Origin of the sequence: Ohtaekwangia koreensis (genome assembly GCF_900167975.1) — a bacterium.
In the GTDB taxonomy this organism is placed as follows: Bacteria; Bacteroidota; Bacteroidia; order Cytophagales; family Cyclobacteriaceae; genus Ohtaekwangia; species Ohtaekwangia koreensis.
Window position 1 is genome coordinate 769,342 of sequence record NZ_FUZU01000001.1, and the last position, 19,290, is coordinate 788,631.

At 42.6% G+C, this 19,290-nt stretch carries 13 protein-coding genes; 11 read left to right on the forward strand and 2 right to left on the reverse strand.

Annotated features, from left to right (window positions below; all coding sequences use genetic code 11):
- Positions 1-16: 16 nt before the first annotated feature.
- From B5Y40_RS03355 to B5Y40_RS03370, 4 genes are all read left to right on the forward strand, one after another.
- Positions 17-1,096 (forward strand): HlyD family secretion protein, encoded by a 1,080-nt coding sequence (locus B5Y40_RS03355; RefSeq protein ID WP_079685286.1) that lies wholly within the window; start codon positions 17-19, stop codon positions 1,094-1,096.
- Complete coding sequence (locus B5Y40_RS03360; RefSeq protein WP_079685287.1) at positions 1,093-2,670, forward strand: DHA2 family efflux MFS transporter permease subunit; 1,578 nt, start codon at positions 1,093-1,095, stop codon at positions 2,668-2,670. Before B5Y40_RS03355 ends, B5Y40_RS03360 begins: the two co-directional genes overlap by 4 nt.
- Before the next feature lie 604 nt (positions 2,671-3,274).
- The gene (locus tag B5Y40_RS03365; protein WP_079685288.1) at positions 3,275-5,248 is read left to right on the forward strand and encodes an ATP-binding protein; all 1,974 of its coding nucleotides are present in this window, start codon (positions 3,275-3,277) and stop codon (positions 5,246-5,248) included.
- Positions 5,226-5,645 carry a response regulator gene (locus B5Y40_RS03370; RefSeq protein WP_159453591.1) on the forward strand — a complete coding sequence of 140 codons (420 nt, stop codon included), beginning with the start codon at positions 5,226-5,228 and terminating at the stop codon, positions 5,643-5,645. The genes B5Y40_RS03365 and B5Y40_RS03370 overlap by 23 nt, the downstream gene beginning before the upstream one ends.
- Positions 5,646-5,734: 89 nt before the next feature.
- Here the strand turns inward: B5Y40_RS03370 and B5Y40_RS03375 are convergent, their stop codons facing one another.
- Together B5Y40_RS03375 and B5Y40_RS03380 are read right to left on the reverse strand one after the other, a co-directional pair.
- A complete protein-coding gene (locus tag B5Y40_RS03375) occupies positions 5,735-8,380 on the reverse strand; it encodes an FtsX-like permease family protein (RefSeq protein ID WP_221408862.1) in 2,646 nt (881 codons plus the stop codon).
- Complete coding sequence (locus tag B5Y40_RS03380) at positions 8,381-8,719, reverse strand: PadR family transcriptional regulator (protein ID WP_079685290.1); 339 nt, start codon at positions 8,717-8,719, stop codon at positions 8,381-8,383. It lies immediately after the preceding gene.
- A gap of 351 nt (positions 8,720-9,070) precedes the next feature.
- On the opposite strand from B5Y40_RS03380, the gene B5Y40_RS03385 reads away from it, so the two are divergent.
- The 7 genes from B5Y40_RS03385 (at position 9,071) to B5Y40_RS03415 (ending at position 19,273) form a co-directional block, all read left to right on the forward strand.
- A complete protein-coding gene (locus tag B5Y40_RS03385) occupies positions 9,071-9,658 on the forward strand; it encodes an RNA polymerase sigma factor (RefSeq protein WP_079685291.1) in 588 nt (195 codons plus the stop codon).
- A gap of 141 nt (positions 9,659-9,799) precedes the next feature.
- The gene (locus tag B5Y40_RS03390) at positions 9,800-10,837 is read left to right on the forward strand and encodes a FecR family protein (protein ID WP_159453592.1); all 1,038 of its coding nucleotides are present in this window, start codon (positions 9,800-9,802) and stop codon (positions 10,835-10,837) included.
- 168 nt (positions 10,838-11,005) lie between these two features.
- Complete coding sequence (locus tag B5Y40_RS03395; protein WP_079685293.1) at positions 11,006-14,470, forward strand: SusC/RagA family TonB-linked outer membrane protein; 3,465 nt, start codon at positions 11,006-11,008, stop codon at positions 14,468-14,470.
- A gap of 6 nt (positions 14,471-14,476) precedes the next feature.
- On the forward strand, positions 14,477-15,964 hold the full coding sequence (locus B5Y40_RS03400) for a RagB/SusD family nutrient uptake outer membrane protein (RefSeq protein ID WP_079685294.1): 1,488 nt from the start codon (positions 14,477-14,479) through the stop codon (positions 15,962-15,964).
- 26 nt (positions 15,965-15,990) lie between these two features.
- Positions 15,991-16,821 (forward strand): DUF4843 domain-containing protein, encoded by an 831-nt coding sequence (locus B5Y40_RS03405; RefSeq protein ID WP_079685295.1) that lies wholly within the window; start codon positions 15,991-15,993, stop codon positions 16,819-16,821.
- 13 nt (positions 16,822-16,834) lie between these two features.
- Complete coding sequence (locus B5Y40_RS03410; RefSeq protein WP_079685296.1) at positions 16,835-18,256, forward strand: PKD-like family lipoprotein; 1,422 nt, start codon at positions 16,835-16,837, stop codon at positions 18,254-18,256.
- 144 nt (positions 18,257-18,400) lie between these two features.
- Positions 18,401-19,273, forward strand: coding sequence for a S1 family peptidase (locus B5Y40_RS03415; protein WP_143785585.1), 873 nt, complete (start codon positions 18,401-18,403; stop codon positions 19,271-19,273).
- The last annotated feature ends 17 nt before the right edge of the window (positions 19,274-19,290 follow it).

A 19,290-nucleotide genomic window follows, 5' to 3' on the forward strand; every position in this document is an offset into this window, starting at 1 on the left:
TATACGTAACAAATTCATGAAAACTATATATACTCTCGTCCTCGTTTGTCTCTCCTCACTTCTGATGGTAAACTGTTCCAGTGAGGGCACTGATAATGCACAGCTTGAAACGGATATAAGCCCGGTGATCCCGAAGGTTAATGCTTCCGTAGTCGATATTCGTGTTGCCGATAATCAACTCGTGAAGAAAGGCGATACGCTTGTTATACTGGATGACGCCACGTATAAAATTGCCGTTGAACAAGCTGAGATAAGTTTGCTACAGGCAACGCAGAATTTAAAAGTAGCCGGTATAAATAAGACGTCCAGTCATGTAGATATATCCAACGCGACAGCAAATTCCAAAGCCGTGTCAGCCAATCTGGCTTCCGCGAATGCAGCCATTGAGTCTGCACAAGCACGACTCGCAGTAGCTGTGAAAAATTATGAACGCTACGAACGGCTTTTAAAAAATAATTCTGCCACCCAACAACAGTTCGATCAGGTAAATGCAGACAAGGTTGAAGCAGAAGCCAGGGTGCAGGCTGCTATAGGACAGCGTGATGCTTTACTAAAACAAATCGATGCCAGTAAATATCAGATTGCAAATACACGCAATCAGCTATCGAGTAACAATGAAAATATATCCTTCGCGGGGCTCGCTGTTAAGCAAGCACAGGCAACCTTGGATGCCGCAAACCTGCAACTGTCCTATTGTACCGTTGTATCGCCAGCAGATGGAATTGTATCAAAGAAGAATGTACAGGTTGGGCAAGTTGTTTCGATTGGACAAGCGCTTATGGCTATTGCCAACAATAAAAAGATTTGGGTTGTGGCTAATTTTAAAGAGACGCAATTGGAAAATATAAGACCGGGACAAGATGTTGAAGTGGATGTGGATGCCTATCCGGATACGACTTTCACGGGGAAAGTAGAATCACTTTCGCAAGCTACAGGTGCAAGATTTTCTTTTTTACCAGCCGACAATGCTACAGGTAATTTTGTGAAAGTTACACAACGTGTGCCTGTAAAGATCACCATGTCTGAAAACAAAAGCACACGATATCCACTGCGCGCAGGGATGAGTGTATATGTAAATGTGTCTACGAAGGAATGAGTGCTATAGCGATCGACCAGCCTACTTATGAAGTGGGCGCGCGAAAATGGCTGATCACTATTACGGTGATCACTTGTGCCATCATGGAATTGATTGATACCTCAATAGTAAATGTAGCCACACGTCAGATTGCCGGAAACCTGGGCGCTACCGTAGAAGAAACTGCCTGGGTAATTACAGCCTATGCGATCTCGAATATTATCATTATACCCTTAACGGGATTTCTCGGTGATATATTTGGCCGCAAGAATTACTTCACGGCTTCTGTTTTATTGTTTACGATTGCCTCATTCATGTGCGGGTTCTCAGGGTCTATATGGATGTTGATCGCATGGCGTTTTGTTCAGGGTATAGGGGGCGGAGCTTTGCTGGCAACGGCACAAACGGTGTTGGTAGAAACATTCCCTCCCGATGAACTGAACAAGGCCAATGGTATATTTGGAGCAGGCATTGTAATGGGGCCTACATTAGGGCCAGTTTTGGGTGGATACCTCACCGATAATTATTCGTGGCACTGGATCTTCTATGTTAATATACCGATCGGCATTGCTGCCGCTATACTTTCCTGGAAATATATAAAGGGCACGAAAACTGAAATGAAAGGCAAGATCGATTACTGGGGCATTCTCGCACTGGTAGTAGGGATTGGCAGTTTGCAAATGGTATTGGAAGAAGGTGAAAGAAAAGATTGGTTCTCGAGCTTGTTCATTGTCATCTTTTCTATTCTGGCTATAGGAGGAATTTGTCTATTCATACTGCGTGAACTAAAAGCTAAAAACCCGGTAGTAGATTTGCGCGTATTGCGATTTAGAAATGTAGCAGTAGGCTCTGCATTGCGGTTTGCTTTTGGCTTGAGTATATATTGCTCTATATTCCTATACCCTGTTTTTGTTCAGGGATTTCTCGGATGGAACGCGACCCGAACGGGATTGCTCATTCTGCCATCAGCTTTTTTAACCGGCATGCTCATGGGCGTTAACGGTGCTCTTATTAAAAAAGGTATAAGTCCTAAAGCACTGCTTATTTTTGGTTTTGCCATGGTGATTGCCTATGAATACATCACCTATATGCTGGCAACTCCGGCAGCAGGAGAGTGGGATTTCTTTTGGCCACAACTTGTACGAGGTTTGGGATTTGGATTCATCTTCGTTCCGGCAGCAAGCCTTACGCTGGCAGGCCTGAAAGGAAAAGATATAGGGCAGGCTTCAGGTCTTTCCAATATGCTTCAATTATTAGGAGGATCAGTAGGCCTGGCGTTGATCAACACGTACGTTGCCCGAAGAATTGTAGCGCACCGGGTTGACCTGATGGGTAATCTATCTATATATAATCCGGAATCCAATGAGCGATTGCAAATGCTCACCACACAACTTATAGAGCAAGGCAACTCGAGTCAACAAGCGCAGCAAATGGCGATGAGTATTATGGAGCGCTCTTTATCCACGCAATCTTCTATTATAGCGTACGGTGAAGGTTTCATGATGATCGGGGTAATCTGTGCCGTGATCTTGCCATTGGTATTTATGGCAAGGATTAAAAAGGGCGAAGCACTGGATGTCGGCTCTGCACATTAAATATATATAGTATTGAAGTTCTTTATTTCAATATAAGACATGGCGCTATAGCGACTCGAAGAAAGGGGTGATGTATCGGTACGTTGCTATAGCGCTTAATTTTTAAGGTAAGTATAAGATCGTTAGCGGTCATTCCGTCAGGCATTTTTTTCAAGCGCTGAATATTTTTTAAGATGATCGTTTCGTCTGCTGTTGAATTCGTCAGGCGCCTAAAGCAGTTTCAAAAGGAAGAATGACTTTGGTATTGTCCATGTCAACGTTCAGGTTACCGGCAATCAGTTTCTCAGCTTCTATGATCGCTGCATACAAAAGCATGCGCTAAATGTACTCATGTATTGATAAACGAGGATGTGTAATATTTGGATAATAATTGATCCAAACGATCTCCCGTTAGATGTATAGTACACCATGCAAGTAAAACATCTTAAATCCAGGATTGTTTTTGCATGTTGTTTTGTCTATCTTGTTTAACTGCTGAAGAAATTTATCTCAACTGCTTTCTTTTAGTACGCGGGCTTATCGTAATGTACTGCTGTCTTAACGAACATTGATTTCAGATTTCAGAGATAGAATCATAGATTTATAGTACGTCAAAGGATGCTACATGCGAACCCACGAATTAAGGAAACCGGTCTTTATTGGTATAGGCATGTTTCTCGTTTTGGCGATCCTGACGCAGTTACTATCATATTTCTGGTATCAATCAGCCCGCCATGAAGAGATGAGCCGGCTCCTTAGCCGTGCTAACGGAAAAAAAGAGCGGCTTCACGTAACATTAAGCAATAGTCTTTCCTGCACGCAGACGCTGGCTTTTATAATCGAAGAATATGGAGTTCCCAATAACTTCGATAGTCTGGCTGAAAAATTAATAAAGATCAATCCACTCGTAGACGCTATTGAGTTGCTTCGCGGTGGAGTAATTACAAATGTATTTCCGATAGACGGCAACGAGGCTGCTATCGGCTATGATATATTAAGCGATACCATTCGGCACAGCGGTGCAGTAAAAGCAATTCGCACACATAGTTTTTTCTTTGCGGGCCCGGTAAGGCTAAAGCAAGGAGGAATAGCTGTGATCGGCCGACAGCCTATATTTGTAGATGGAAAGTTCTGGGGTTTTTCCGCGGTGCTTATTCGGTTATCAAATTTTTTAAATACTACAGATATTAGCCCAAGTCGCGATCGCGATTTTTTATACCAGCTCGCACGCGTACATTCAACGGATGGCAGCGAAGAATTTTTTATACCAGCTAACAGCAAGTTTGATAAAGAGGATTTCGTAACAGTGGAAATTCCCAATACAGAGTGGCGATTGTATGTAGGGTTAGCCAATAGAAGTGAAGCCGTATTCCATGCCATGATTTTATCCGTATTTGGTTTTACGCTCGCATGTATAGTAGGACTGTTCGCGTGGTATATAGCAGCGCAGCCAGAAAGACTAAGCAGACTGGCGGATGAACGAACCCGGCAACTGACCATGGAGAAAAACCTTTCCGATGCAATCATCAATAGTCTTCCCGGTATTTTTTATCTATACGATAAGGATCGGAAATTCTTACGTTGGAACAGGAGTTTTGAAATTGTATCGGGCTATTCTGGTGCCGAGATCAGCAGGATGCATCCACTTGATTTTTTTCAAGGTGATGATAAAAAACTCCTTAAAGAACGCATTGATTCTGTTTTTGAAAAAGGAAAAGCGGATGTAGAGGCGCAATTCTACACCAAGAGAAAAGAGAAGATCACATATTACTTCAATGGTAATGTCGCGTATTTTGAAAATGATGTTTATCTGATCGGGATGGGGATTGACATTACGAAGCGTGTAAATGCAGAACGGGATATTAGAAATTTAAATACACGATTACAGTCTACTATAGATCGGCTGCAGATGCGCAACAATGACCTCCAACAATTTTCGTATGTTGTGTCGCATAACTTACGCGATCCAATTGCTAAAATAATGGGGTTAGCCAGTATCTTTAATGCAGACCCCAGTGAGAACCAAATGATAGTAGATAGGATCGCAGATGCCGCCAAAAACCTTGACGAGGTTGTGAAAGACATCAGTGATATAGTATCTGCCCGTAATGTTGAGAAAAAACAGGAGTATATTTCTTTCGATCATGAATTGCAATTAATACTGCAGGCATTGGAAGATGATGTAAAACAAAGTAATGTTGAACTGATCGTGGATTTTAACGAAGCGCAAGGAATGGTCAGTGTAAGAAGCTATATTCACAGTGTGCTGTATAATCTGGTATCTAACGCGTTCAAATACAGGAGGCATGATATTCCGTTTAAGCTTCATATATATACCCGTACATATGAAAATGGTATTTATTTGGCTGTGGCCGATAATGGTATGGGTATAGACCTGGTGAAAAATGGAGAGAAAATTTTCGGGCTATATAAACGTTTCACGTCAAGTGCTATTCCCGGAAAAGGTATTGGATTGTGCATGGTGAAGAATCAGGTAGAATCGCTCGGAGGAAGGGTAGAGGTCGTAAGCCGACTTCATGAAGGAAGTACATTCACAGTATATTTACCTGTCGACAATGAAAGGAGTGCCATCGATTAATCACATCTTCTTAATAGATGATGACGCTGTTATTAATATGATCAACAGGAAAATCATTGCTTTGACTTACCCGTCTCTGAAGGTGAGCTCCTACATGCATGCAGGGGTAGCATTGGATCGATTAAAGCAATGGGCTGAGTCTGAACCATCGCAGCTTCCTGATTTTATTTTCCTGGATATAAATATGCCGGAGTTGGATGGCTGGGAGTTTCTGGACGAATTCATGAAATTACCTGCTGCGGTGCAGGAGAAGGTTCAGGTTATTATGTTGACCTCGTCTATTGATATCAGCGATATAGCTAAATCACGAACGTATAAGCCCGTCATTGATTTTCTTTCAAAGCCTCTGAATGCAGATCGTCTGAATACACTCATGGTGAGTCATCGGAAGATGTGAGGATAGCCTTGTATTCTATTATTTTAGGTTATATAGTGATCTAATTTTCGGTGGCTGTACAAATGAGTTTAATTCACTATATATACTTCTTACTCTCCCCTCAAACTCTTTACGGGATTACTTACAGCCGCTTTCAATGCCTGGAAACTTACGGTTAATAATGCGATGACCAGCGCAGCTACACCTGCAAGCAATATAACCCAAATGTTTATTTCGATACGATATCCAAAGTTCTGCAGCCATTGATTCATAGTATACCACGAAAGCGGAGCGGCCACAACAATAGCAATCAGTACCAGGATTAAAAATTCTTTTGACTGCAGAAATACGATTTGCTTTACACTTGAACCTAAAACTTTTCGGATACCAATCTCTTTTGTTCTTTGTTCTGCTGAATATGTACTCAGCCCATATAACCCGAGACTTGCAATCAATACAGCGATGACCATGAACACCATGAAGATTTGCTCCGTAGTTTGCTCTGCTTTATAGAGACTGTTGAAGCGTTCATCCAAAAAATAGTAATTGAAAGGAACGTCCACGTTAAATGCTTTCCATTGTTGGCTAAGGTCACGAATAAAACTTGTTAATTCGGCAGTCTTAACCTTTACCAACGTGGCCTGCGAGAAACCACGATATACAATCACCAGCGGAGCGATCTTGTCTTTTGCAGATGTATAATGAAAATCTTTCACTACACCGATTACCTGGTATTGAACCTGCGCAGATCGTACAATCGTACTGCCGATGACATTTTGTTTATTCCAGCCAAGATCACGCATAGCGGTTTCATTTATGACAACATTGGTTCCAAGAGAATCGCTTGGAAATTCAGAGGAGAAATTTCTCCCGACCAAAATCTCAAGCCCCAGCGTTTGTATATAGTCATAGTCCATTGTAAAAACATGTGTATGAATATTGGACGCTATACTTTCTTTAGCAGCAATTTCAGTCCCGCCAAAAGAAGACGCATTTCCAATGGGAATGGTCGCGTTACTCGTGTTTACTACACGGTGATCTTGTTTCAGTTTTTCCTTAAATACGATCTGATTTTTTTGTAGAGCACCAGCATTTTCAATAACCAGTATCTGCTCTTTATCGTACCCTATTTTAATATTTTGCATAAAGTGCAATTGTTGATAGGCGATAATGGTAGCAATGATCAACGCTGTAGATATAGTGAATTGAAAAACTACCAGCGTGCTTCGAAGGCCGCCACGTCTGGGTCCTCCGGTCGAGCTACTCTTCAATACGCGCAGTGTCGGGAAGGACGAAAGAAAAACGGCAGGGTATATACCGGCCATAATTCCAACGATAACTCCTAATGCAAGTATGATTGTAAAGATCTGTGGCGACAGAAAGAACGTAATGTATATATGCTTTCCGGTAAGCTGATTAAATATAGGGAGCAGGGCGAATACGAAGAGCAGCGCGAACGTCAGTGCGATCATGGCAAGGATCATGGACTCGACAAGAAATTGCACGACTAATTGATTCCTATATGAGCCCAATACTTTGCGCATACCAATTTCTTTCGACCGTTTTGCAGAACTCGCTGTAGACAGATTCATGAAGTTGACGCAGGCGAGTAGCAGGATAAATATAGCAAGACCCCCGAATATATATACATTGTTGATGTCCCCATTGGGTTCCATTTCATATTTTGTGTGCGAGTATAAATGAATTTGGGAGATAGGCATCAGGTAAAACTTCCAGGAGTTAACAGACTTCTGTGCTTCCGCAAAACTTATTCCCATATCTTCCTGTACTTCGGGAACTACATACTTTTCAACCAGTGACGGAAATTTAGCTTCCAGTCGCGCTGCATCAGCATGCTCATTCAATAGAAGGTAACTATAATACCCAACGTTGCTCCAGGTTTGTCTTCTCGTTGTAGATGGACCGGTAGTAAGACTTATAAATGCGTTTGAATGGAAATGCGAATGCTCGGGGATTTTATCAAATATACCTGTAACCTTTAGCAGACCATTTCTGTTGAACGTTAGCATTTCTCCCATTGGAGACTTGTCACCAAAATACTTTTTCGCGAAAGCTTTAGAGATTACAATACTATTAGGTTCTGTTAAAGCATTGTTTACGTTACCTTCCAGAAGTGGAATAGAGAACATCTTCAGAATATTCGAATCAGCAAGTACAAGAGCTTCTTCTTTAATGCTGGAGCCTTCATGCTTGATATAGTCTGTAAGGAGTCCGGTCATGCGAGCGCTTTCTATAATTTCCGGAAATGTGCTTTTCATACCCGCAGCAACAGCGACATCTACATGCGGATAATCATCAACGCCACCATTCTGCTCAAACCGTAAGCCTACGCGATAGATATTCTTATACCGGGCAGCATATTTATCGTAACTCAACTCATCATATACAAATGATGCAATGAGAAGAAATGAAGTCAATCCAATGGCAAGTCCAAATATATTGATCAGCGAGAATGCTTTTTTATGCATGAGATTACGCCATCCGGTTTTGAAGTAATTTTTCAACATAGAAATGGTGATGATGTTTGAATAATAGTTTTTACTGCGCCTCCGTATATTCTTCAAGCGAAAGAAGCGAAGTACATTCCAGATGAAATATAGTTTAGCTTTCAGCTTGTTCTGTTTAGTGATTCTATAAAAAAGCTCATAAGCATCCCCTTGTATCTCCTCCAGTAATTCCGGATGGCAATACCATTCCAAAAATCGGTCAGCCCATTTAGGTGGATGCTCTTTCATTTATATCAGTCTGAATTGAAGTGCCAGTGGCGGGATGCGATTGAAAAGCTGATTACGAAGTTCATTTGTTTCCTCAAGCGAGCGCTTGCCGGCAGCCGTAAGAACGAAAATTCTTTTTCTTCGTCCACCACGTTCTTCAGTAGGAGAGCTCATTTTAGATTTCAACAATCCCTTTTCCTCCAGACGTGTGAGTACGGCATGTATAGCACTGATGTTGAGACTACGTCCCGCCTGCTTTTCGAGTTCGTCCATCACGGCTACACCGTAAGCTTCGGGATACAGAATGCCAACCATTAATAGCACGAGTTCTTCCAGTTCTCCGATATGAGTTCCTTTCATATTATAAATTCTACAAACGTGAAAGTAATGAATATGTTTCATATTTGTAGGGTTAATCAGCGCTAAAATTGATACAGCGCATTTATCAACTCGTATATCGCCCTACATATATATCATTGGGAATGTTTCCAAAAGCGGGGGAGTATCCAGCCATTCTTGAGGTGTGTTGACCGGAGGAGCTGTCCGATAAAATTTGTGGCTTTTATTTTTTCCGTAAACGTTACAATGGTTTTGCTCACCAAAAAATGATACGTGGGAAACGTTTACGGTGCAGTAGATTTTTGTGCCGTCTGAATAAATATTTTTTCATCTGATTCTTTTTTGTATAAATTTAAAGTCAGTGTTATATAAATGAACTACACGTTAACATCCGATGAGCAACTCATCGTCCTCATGAAACAAGAGGAGGACGAGCTTGCTTTTCGCGAAGTATATAGACGATATTGGCGTGAAGTGTTCATGGTTGCCTATCGAAAAATAAAGAGCCGTGAAGTCGCAGAAGAGCTTACACAAAATCTGTTTCTAAGCCTTTGGGAGAAAAGGAAGGAGAGCACGATTCTCAATCTGCAGCCTTGGCTCTTTGGTGCCATAAAGTATAGCATTATCAATTACTATAAATCGCAGATCGTACACGAGAAGTATATAAAGCACCTGCACGTTACTGCGCAGGCATCTGTTTCATCTACCGAGCAGATGACGATGCAGGCTGATCTGTCGGACGCCATTGACAAAGGTGTCTCCCTGCTTCCTCAAAAAACACAACAGGTATTCAAGCTCAGCCGCTTTGAAAATCGCTCTGTAAAAGAGATTTCACGTGATTTGAATATATCCGAGAAAGCTGTTGAATATCACATTACACAATCATTGAAGTGGATGAAGGTTTATCTGAAAGATTACCTGATCACAATGATCCTCACTACACAGTTTCTTTCCCTATAGAGGTTTCTCTTAACAGTGTCCACACTTTCTATTCGGGCACATTTCTTCCACTTGTTAAAAAAATGTTAATTTTTTTGATTGTCTCATTAGGGGTTGATGTCCGCTCCTTTACATATAGGGTACACCAACTTAAACCGTTGCATGAGTAAAGAAGCGTTTTATCGTTTGCTGGAGCGCTACCAGCAGGGTACCTGTACCGAAGAAGAAAAGCGTATAGTAGAACAATGGTACGGCATCCTGGATGATCATGAGTTGCCTGCCATCACGGAAGGCGAATTATCAGCGATCGATGCGCGGCAATGGGCTGCTATCGAAGAGCAGGTACGTCAACGTAAAGAAGTACAACAAAAAAAATCGCGCAAGCTGTGGACGGCATTGGCATGTGCTGCATCATTTATAGGTATAGCGGTGATAGCAGGGTATATCATTACACTGCCGTCTGAAGCTCCATCTTTCTTAACCGAACAAGCTCCATCCATTGTCCGAAAGGAAAACACCGGCACAACACCGCTTACAGTGGTATTGCCGGATAGCAGTACCGTTGTATTGCAACCTCAGGCAACCCTTACCTATCCTGCTCAGTTTGCCACTGGTACACGTGAAGTTGTATTAACTGGAGAAGCGTTTTTTGACGTAACAAAAGATAAGACACGACCCTTTCTGGTTTTCAGCAATAACATTGTAACACGTGTAGTGGGAACAAGCTTTATTATAAAATCAGGTGCTGGTAATGAAAGTGAAGTATCGGTGCTAACCGGAAAAGTAATCGTAACGCAGAACAAAGATAACAAGCCATTAATCTCCGGTATGTTTTCCGGATCACAATCTGTAACATTAACACCCAACCACCGCGCTATATATCAGCTTGAGACAGGTAAACTTCGGGTAGCCCTTGTGCAAAATCCAGTGGTAGTAAAATCCGAAGAAGTTACAGCCGAGCGCTATATCCTCAATCTTAAGGAAGCATCCATGGCGGATGTGCTGCAGGCTATAGAATATACCTATGCCATTAAAATACAAGTGAAGAATTCAGCAGTTGCAGCGACTTGTAAATTTACCGGAGACTTGCAAGGGCAGGACCTTTACGGAATGCTGGAGTTAGTCTGTCGCTCGGTTGGAGCAAATTATACTATACAAGATACCACTATTGCAATCTCTGGCGGAGATTGTATACCCTGACTGTGACCACCTAGATCCTAAACCCCATATACTATGCAGAAGAATTTTTACCACGATACTTGATTTAAAAGTGAAAGCTGATGATGTAAGAGCATTGCCAGTTTCGCCTACCATACGGTAGTGTTTTGTTCCAGAAATAGGAGTTCTCAATACAAAACTTTTAAAGGTATGAAAAAACAGCGACTTGTTGTTTCACTGAAAACAGCAGTGCGGACCCTTATTGTGCAGCCGGTAACAGCCGTCTTGATACTATATATAGCATGTGTAAATCCGGTGGCAGCCCAGATACTCGATCAGCGAATTTCGGTTTCAACAGATGAGACAGAGATCCGGGAGATTCTTGATATCATTCATGAAAAGGCTGGTATTAAATTCGTATATAGTTCTACCGCTGTGCCAGTCGAGCAGAAAGCATCTCTGCATGTAGAAAATGAAACCGTTGAAAACATACTGGAAGATTTATTTCGTCAGGCTGAAATCAAATTCAAAGAGATCAGCGGACAGATCTTACTATACGATAATAGCAAGGAAGAGAAAACAAAAGAGAAGCGGGCTCCTTCGGGTGGCAATGCGGAGCGTTGGGTAGCCTTCACGTTGCAAGGTAAAGTTACCGATCAGCGTGGTGAAGGTATGCCTGGTGTCAATATCCTGCTAAAGGGTACAACCATTGGTACAACCTCTGACCGGGATGGTGCTTTTGTGCTGTCGTTACCGGATGAACACAAAGAAGGATCCCTTATATTTTCATTTGTAGGATATCAGCCGCAGGAAGTTCCGATCAGTAGCAAGACCGATATACAAGTGAAGCTGCTCGAAGATGTTACTGCGCTTGGCGAAGTTGTTGTCAACGGTTATCAGGAAATACGTAAGGAAAGTTTTACTGGTACGGCCATTACTGTAAGCGGTGAAGACTTGAAGAAAGTAAATCCCATGAACCTCTTCAAAAGTATACAGGCTTACGATCCTTCTTTCCGCGTAGAGGTAGACAATCAATTTGGTTCGGACCCGAATAAGTTACCCGATATAACAGTGCGAGGTGAAACAGGTTTACCTTCTACAGGAGCAACCACGAACGACAACCTGGTAAGTCGCAGAAATCTGAACAATCCGAACAACCCTACCTTTATACTCAATGGCTTTGAAGTAGGTATTCAGAATATATATGACCTCGATATTAATCGTGTCGCCTCCATTACCATTTTAAAAGATGCAGCAGCCACCGCTATATATGGATCACGTGCAGCAAATGGTGTGGTAATTATTACACTGAAGAAACCGGAAGAAGGTAAACTGCAATTCTCATTTAACTACGAGTTAACCACCAACAATCCGGATCTCTCGGTATATGATGTACTCAATGCGGAGCAAAAACTGGATTATGAATTATTGGCTGGTGTATACGATGCAACCCGCGACTATAACAATACCTATACACAGGATCAACACGATCAACGCTATTACGACCGGAGGAAAAGTGTAGTCAGTGGTGTAAATTCATATTGGTTGTCAGAACCGGTTGAGACTTCTATAGGACACAACGCTTCTGTGGGTGTAGAAGGTGGATCGGATGTATTGCTCTACAACGTTACGGCACGTTATCAAACTATGAAAGGTGTTATGATCGGATCAGAAAGAGAACGTGCCGGTCTCGATGTAACACTGGGTTATCACCTTCGTAAGTTTCATTTTAACAATACACTTTCTATCGCGCAGGTAAATGCGCAGGAGTCACGCTTTGGAAGTTTTTCAAACTTTGTGCGAATGAATCCATACTATGCTAAACGCGATGCGAATGGTAACATCAGTCAGGAGATAGATCAATGGCAAAAGCGTGAGACAGAACCCGGTGAAGAAGGAAACAGCAAGGTTGTTTCAGAAATTGTGCTCAACCCATCATACAATGCTACACTCAACAGCTTTAACAAGAGCGCTTATACACAGATCATCAACTCGTTTTCAGTTTCATGGAATATACTGACCGGACTTGACCTGCGTGGACAACTCAGTCTTAACAAAACGCTGAACAGTGAAGATATGTTCAACTCGCCTTTCAGCAATCAATACTATACCTGGACCAGTGGTGACGACTTGAAAAAGCGTGGTGAGTATCAGTATAAAACGAATAACGAGTTGACCTACGATGGTAACATGGTGTTGTCCCTTCATAAAACATTGCGTAAACATTTTGTGAATGCTTCACTCGGCACAAACATCCGCGATTACTCTTCTGATTTTAAAGGCTTCCGCGCAATCGGTTTTGCAAATGACCGCTTTGATAATGTAGGATTCGCCAATGCCTATAGAGATGATGATTATCCCGTAGGTTGGTATTCGCAGGAGAAATTACTCGGCTTCTTCTTTAGCGGTAATTACTCCATGGCAGATAAATATCTCGCAGATATATCGGTACGACTTGATGGTTCGTCAAAGTTTGGACCCGATAATAAATATGCACCGTTCTGGTCAGTAGGTATAGGATGGAATTTGCATAAGGAGAAATTTCTTGCCAGATCAAAAGTAATTAACCAGCTAAAGATCCGAGCCAGTACAGGGCTTACCGGTGAAGTATCATTTGATTCGTACCTCGCTAGTACAACGTATGAATATTACCAGGACTGGTACTCCAGTGGTGTAGGGGCTGTTGTGAAAGCGTATGGTAACGAAGATCTGCGCTGGCAGCGCACGCAAAACTATGATATCGGTATAGAGACAAATTTATTTCAGAACCGTGTATACTTCTCACCACGGTACTACTACCGGTTAACAGACGACCTGGTGGCCGATATCGTTGTGCCACCTTCACTCGGCTTTGTGTCCTATAAATCGAACCTCGGACAAATGGAGAATCGCGGTTTTGAATTTAACATGCGCGCCAATATACTTCGTGGTAAAAAATGGTTCGTGGACATTTTTGGAAACGGATCACGTAACATCAATACGATTAAAAAAATATCCGAGTCGCTGAAGAAGTATAATGATGAGATTGATAAACAGCAGGAGGAAGGTGATAATAAATCTGTACCGTTACTTCGTTACCGCGAAGGTGAATCGTTGAGTACTATTTATGCTGTACAATCGTTGGGCATCGATCCTGAAAATGGTAAAGAGATCTTCCAGCGAAAAGATGGGACACTTACCTATGGTTATAACGTTCGCGACATTGTGCCGGTAGGAAGCACTGCGCCTGACCTTGAAGGAAATTTTGGCGCAGATATAGGCTACGGTAATTTTATTATCAGCTTTTACTTCTATACCAAATTCGGTGGCGATTTATTCAATCAAACGTTGATCGACCGAGTAGAGAATGCAGATCCTCATTACAACGTTGATGTACGCGTACTCAATGATCGCTGGAGACAACCCGGTGACCATGCGATGTATAAAGATATTATGGACTGGGAGCAGACACGTGCATCGTCGCGTTTTGTACAACAGGAAAATACAGTAGAGCTGCGATCGGTCAACCTCTCGTATGAAGTGCCAGGTGCTATAACAAACAAATGGCACATGCGGACATTACGCTTTTCACTCACCGCGAATGATGTGTGGCGTAAGTCAAGTATAAAGATGGAACGCGGTATAGATTACCCGTTTGCACGGACCGTAACTTTTGCCATTCAATCACGATTCTGATTTACCATGATGAAGAAAATTATACTATGGACAGTAGTGGCTGTAATGATAACATCCTGCGCGGATTACCTCGATGTGCAGCCCCAGTCACAGGTGGATAGAGATGTACTTTTCAGTACACAGGAAGGTTTTATGGAAGCGCTCGTCGGTATATATGTGCGCGGTACACAAAACGATAGCTATGGAAATGAAGTGACATTCGGTTTCCTGGATGTGCTCGCGCAGAATTATGATGCTGTCGATTACAATGACACGTATGATCCTGCGAAGTATCAATATGAACAGACCATGAATTTTAACTATGGTGATCAGTACTTTATAAACCGCAAGGATGGAACGTGGCTGGCGCTATACAATGCCATTGCCAATTGCAACCTGTTGCTGGAGAATATAGATGAAAAGAAGAGCCTGTTTCATTATGAAAGCGATTACAAGTTGATAAAAGGTGAAGCACTGGCATTGCGGGCTTATTTACACTTTGATATATACCGCATGTTTGCTCCTGCGTATAGCGTGGATCCGGAAGCAAAAGTTATTCCGTATGTAACAACCTATAGCAATGCGGTAACGGTTCAATCCTCAGGCACCGAAGTGTTGAACAATGCTATTGCCGATCTGTTGGCTGCAAAAGAACTAATGCGTGATGTGGATCCTATCAATACGGAAAGCTATATCGTAGGTTATCCGGGTGATAATACGGATACTGAAGAGGAAGGACGAATCTTTCTGCATAATCGCAGGCATCGTATGAATTATTATGCCGTGTGCGGAACGCTGGCACGGGTATATCTTGCAAAGAATGATAAACCCAAAGCACTCGAACAGGCTTTGGAAGTTATTAACTCCAATAAATTCCCCTGGACGAAGAAGGAAGATTTTAATGCAGATCGAGAAGAAGATAAAGATCGTGTGATGTATAAAGAGTTGTTGTTCGCGTGGGATATAGCCAAACGCAAGGACGATCTGAGGGATCGCTTCCGTGAGGATAGAACCCGGCTGAACTGCACAGTATCGGAAGGCGGAGCAATCTTCGAAACCGGAAGTGTAGGGAGTGTTGATTACCGGTATAAGCAATGGTTGCGTGAGACGTCCTCAGGAGGATCATCTGTTTTCTACATATACAAGTATAAACGTGCTGACAACAACCGCCATCCACTTGTAGCCCCTGCGTTGCGCCTCAGTGAAATGTACTATATCGCGGCTGAAGCAGCCTTTGATACGGATCCGGAAGCAGCCTGGAATTATTTTAACAAGGTGCGTTACAACCGTGGTATAGGTCAGGAGATACACGGTGAAACTTCGCGAGACATCTTCCTAAATGAATTGCTGAAGGAATGCCGGAAGGAATTTTTTGCTGAAGGACAGATCTTCTACATGTATAAACGGCTTAACCGGAATATCGTGGGGCAGGGTGGTATATCTATACCCGCCAGCAACCAGATCTTTATGTTACCCATGCCGAATGATGAAATTGCATTTGGTCAGCGTGAATAATTATAGCCTGTAAACTGCATACGATCATGAAACGAACAATACTCTTTGCATGGATAGCAGCCGCCATGTGCGCGGGCTGTGCCGAAGACCATGCCAATGTATATACATCTTCCGATAATGTATACTTTGATTTTGATCCTGAAACAAAAGAGCGCGACAGCGTAATCTATACCTTTGCATTTACACCGGGTGTCAAGGTAGATACAGTATATCTGCCGGTGCGTATCTCGGGAAGACGTATCAATCAGGAGCGTCACTTTACGATGGCGATTGTTGGCGATCGCACTACCGCACAGCCTGGCGTTCACTTCGAACCCTTGCAACCGTCCTATACAATAGCGGCTGATTCAGGATCAACACTGGTTCCATTCATTCTATACAACGAGGATCCTGAACTTGAGAATCGCAGTGTCGCAGCGACCATGGTGCTTACTCCCACAGAAGAACTGGGTGTAGAGTTCCCGCACCTCATTACAGCAAAAGTCGTTTTTTCAAACCGCCTCGAAATGCCTGTGTGGTGGCCCATGTGGTCAAGTGAACTGCGTGACTATACGCGAGCAAAACATGCGTTGTATCTTATCTCCGTAGGAAATATAGACCTTATTTCTTCCTATGAAGGTAACAATGCGCTCATACCCTACAACCTCTTCCTCATCGATAAGCTACGGAGATTTTTACGCGACCCATTCGTCTGGGTAGCCCAGAATCCGGCTTACGTACTTGAAGAAAAGGGTGAGGGTATATATGATTTTTATAGATCTGATATACCGGATGTACGCTATACGCTTGAAAAGTATGATGCTGATGGCAAGTATTATTTTATTGATGAGTATGACGATCGCGTCATCATAAATTAACCTCTCGCGAAAAATGAAAACAAGGATATCAATTATATGCAGTGTGCTGGCGTGTTTGTTGTTGGCAACCGCGTGTTATAAAGATCTGGGTAACTATAATTATACTCCGCCCGAGGAGCCGGTGGTTACGGGGCTTGAGGATACGATCTATACCGCATTCGTAGGTGATACACTTCGTATTAGACCCACTGTGAAGCATAGTCTGTTGAACACTGACGAGCTCACGTATCAATGGAAAATTTCCTTTCCATACCCGCCCTTTGAGATTATCTACCAAGGGCCGGTGTTAAACGAAGTATTTACACTGAGCCCGGGTATATATAATGGCCTGTTTACGATTGTTGATCATACCAATGGAATGAAGTATTATTATTCATTTCAGGTGGAAGGTAAAACGGAGTTCACCAAGGGTACCGTTATACTCAGTGAAGAAGGTGGCGTCTCTGAGATATCCTTTATCAAACCGGATAACACTTTGCTTACGCGCTTATATGAGGCAATCAACAGCGAAAAACTCCCCGGTAAGCCGCTACAAATATTAGCCGTGAATCGCGGATGGCAGCCAGGGAATGCAAACCTGAAAAATTTTTGGTTGTTGTTCGGTGAAGGTCAGGAGTCGGGTGTGATTGTAGATGTAAATACATTTATTCGTTCATCCTATATCAGCGAGAATTTTTATGATAAGCCCGCTTCCATTGCTATGGGCAGTCTTCGTACCGGTATATCCGGAGTTACTTCTGGTGTAATCAACGGTAAATTTTACAGAGGCTCAACCAACAGCGACCCTTCTGGAAGCGCTTATGGTAAATATGGGAATGAAGCCGCCGGGGATTATACTCTTGCACCGAGTTTTATCTTTGTTGAATTCCAATACTATATTGGATATGATACCACCAAGAAGCGTTTTGTTAGGTTTAGCAATGATGGTGCTTACTTTGGAACGGATTATGTTGTTATACCCATCGGTTCCGGATTCGATCCTGCCAATGTAGGGTTGGAGCTTGTACATATGCTATACCTCAACAGTGCTTCGAGTATGGCGTATTTGAAAGACAATACAGGGAAGATATATGAGTATAATTTCTTTAACTCTCCCAATACATTTTTTGCGAATTACAGGCGCGTGTTCAAAGGAAGCGACCTCATTACTGCCAATACCAAATGGGCTGGCTCAATGCTGCAGCTGATATACTTTTCGTCTGGCGACAAAGTATATCGCTATAATCCGGTGAACGAAGAGCTTTTACCGATGGAAGCGGATTTCGAAGGTAAAGACGTATCGATGGTGAAACTTACTACGTCAGGTGATACATTGGTTACCGGTACACAAGGCAACTTGTATTACCTGGATGTTAGTACAGGAAAAAATGGAAATGTAATTACACGCTATCAAGGTATCCCCGGTAACCCGGTAGATGTTGTGATCAGACGGTGATGTTTAGGTTAACTCCTGCGTGTTGCGGCCGACTGCGCACGCAGGATGTTTTAATAGTATAGCATCAGAAAAAATAATCCCCATTTCCTTTAGGGATGTACAACGGTTAGGCTACATAGTAAACGTTGATCAAAATTAGCGCACGTGAGAAAAGAGATAAGAGGATTTGTAAGTATAGTGGTGATGGCCCTGGTGGCGTATTGCCCGACTACGTGGGCACAAACCACCACCTATGCATTTACTGCAGGTACAATTGAAGACGAGGCAATCTATAGCCGTCTGGAAACGGAAGGCCGAAAGCTTATTGATAGCCAGCAAATTGTTTCCATGCAGCAACTTGGTTCACAGCTTTCGCGAACAGAATGTAAGGCAAAACTCGTAAAGCCTTCCAGGAAAGTGTTGGCGGATGCTGCGATCTATAGTCGGTGTAAAAAGGCCGTGCTGGTAGTGGGTACGTTGTATAAATGTTCACATTGTCCCAATGATCACTTGCGTGCTGCCACGGGTTTCGTAATTGATGAAAGTGGATTGGCTGTAACCAGCTATCATATATTCCGAGGACAGGCTACAGATGAAAATACTGACATTACTGTTGTTGTAATGGACACGGAAGGAAATGTATATCCAATCACTGAAGTATTAGCAGCAAATCTTCAGGATGACGTAGCAATATTTAAAATCAACACACAGGGTAAGAAGCTATATGCATTACCGCTGGGTGATATGCCACAACCTGGTGATGATGTGAATATAATCGCACATCCGCATAATATGTATTATTCTTTTACTACCGGAAGCGTATCGCGACTTTATAAACGTGATGGTGGTGACAAGATTTCGGTTACAGCCGATTTTTCGCAAGGCTCCAGTGGGGGACCTGTGCTGGATAATAAAGGCAACGTGATCGGTATTGTATCGGCAACGCGATCACTCTATAACACTGCGCAGCATTTGCAAATGGTGTCGCGTGAAGCTATACCCGTAAAAGCTATACGCACGTTGCTTACTAGTAAATAAAATCATTTTCAACGTAA

Bases quoted from the DNA above. Each gene is read 5' to 3' on its own strand.
- B5Y40_RS03405 (WP_079685295.1), top strand. From the start codon at position 15,991: ATGAAACGAACAATACTCTTTGCATGGATAGCAGCCGCCATGTGCGCG.
- B5Y40_RS03370 (WP_159453591.1), top strand. From the start codon at position 5,226: ATGAAAGGAGTGCCATCGATTAATCACATCTTCTTAATAGATGATGAC.
- B5Y40_RS03355 (WP_079685286.1), top strand. From the start codon at position 17: ATGAAAACTATATATACTCTCGTCCTCGTTTGTCTCTCCTCACTTCTG.
- B5Y40_RS03390 (WP_159453592.1), top strand. From the start codon at position 9,800: ATGAGTAAAGAAGCGTTTTATCGTTTGCTGGAGCGCTACCAGCAGGGT.
- B5Y40_RS03375 (WP_221408862.1), bottom strand. From the start codon at position 8,380: ATGAAAGAGCATCCACCTAAATGGGCTGACCGATTTTTGGAATGGTAT.
- B5Y40_RS03385 (WP_079685291.1), top strand. From the start codon at position 9,071: ATGAACTACACGTTAACATCCGATGAGCAACTCATCGTCCTCATGAAA.
- B5Y40_RS03410 (WP_079685296.1), top strand. From the start codon at position 16,835: ATGAAAACAAGGATATCAATTATATGCAGTGTGCTGGCGTGTTTGTTG.
- B5Y40_RS03360 (WP_079685287.1), top strand. From the start codon at position 1,093: ATGAGTGCTATAGCGATCGACCAGCCTACTTATGAAGTGGGCGCGCGA.
- B5Y40_RS03380 (WP_079685290.1), bottom strand. From the start codon at position 8,719: ATGAAAGGAACTCATATCGGAGAACTGGAAGAACTCGTGCTATTAATG.
- B5Y40_RS03395 (WP_079685293.1), top strand. From the start codon at position 11,006: ATGAAAAAACAGCGACTTGTTGTTTCACTGAAAACAGCAGTGCGGACC.
- B5Y40_RS03400 (WP_079685294.1), top strand. From the start codon at position 14,477: ATGATGAAGAAAATTATACTATGGACAGTAGTGGCTGTAATGATAACA.
- B5Y40_RS03365 (WP_079685288.1), top strand. From the start codon at position 3,275: ATGCGAACCCACGAATTAAGGAAACCGGTCTTTATTGGTATAGGCATG.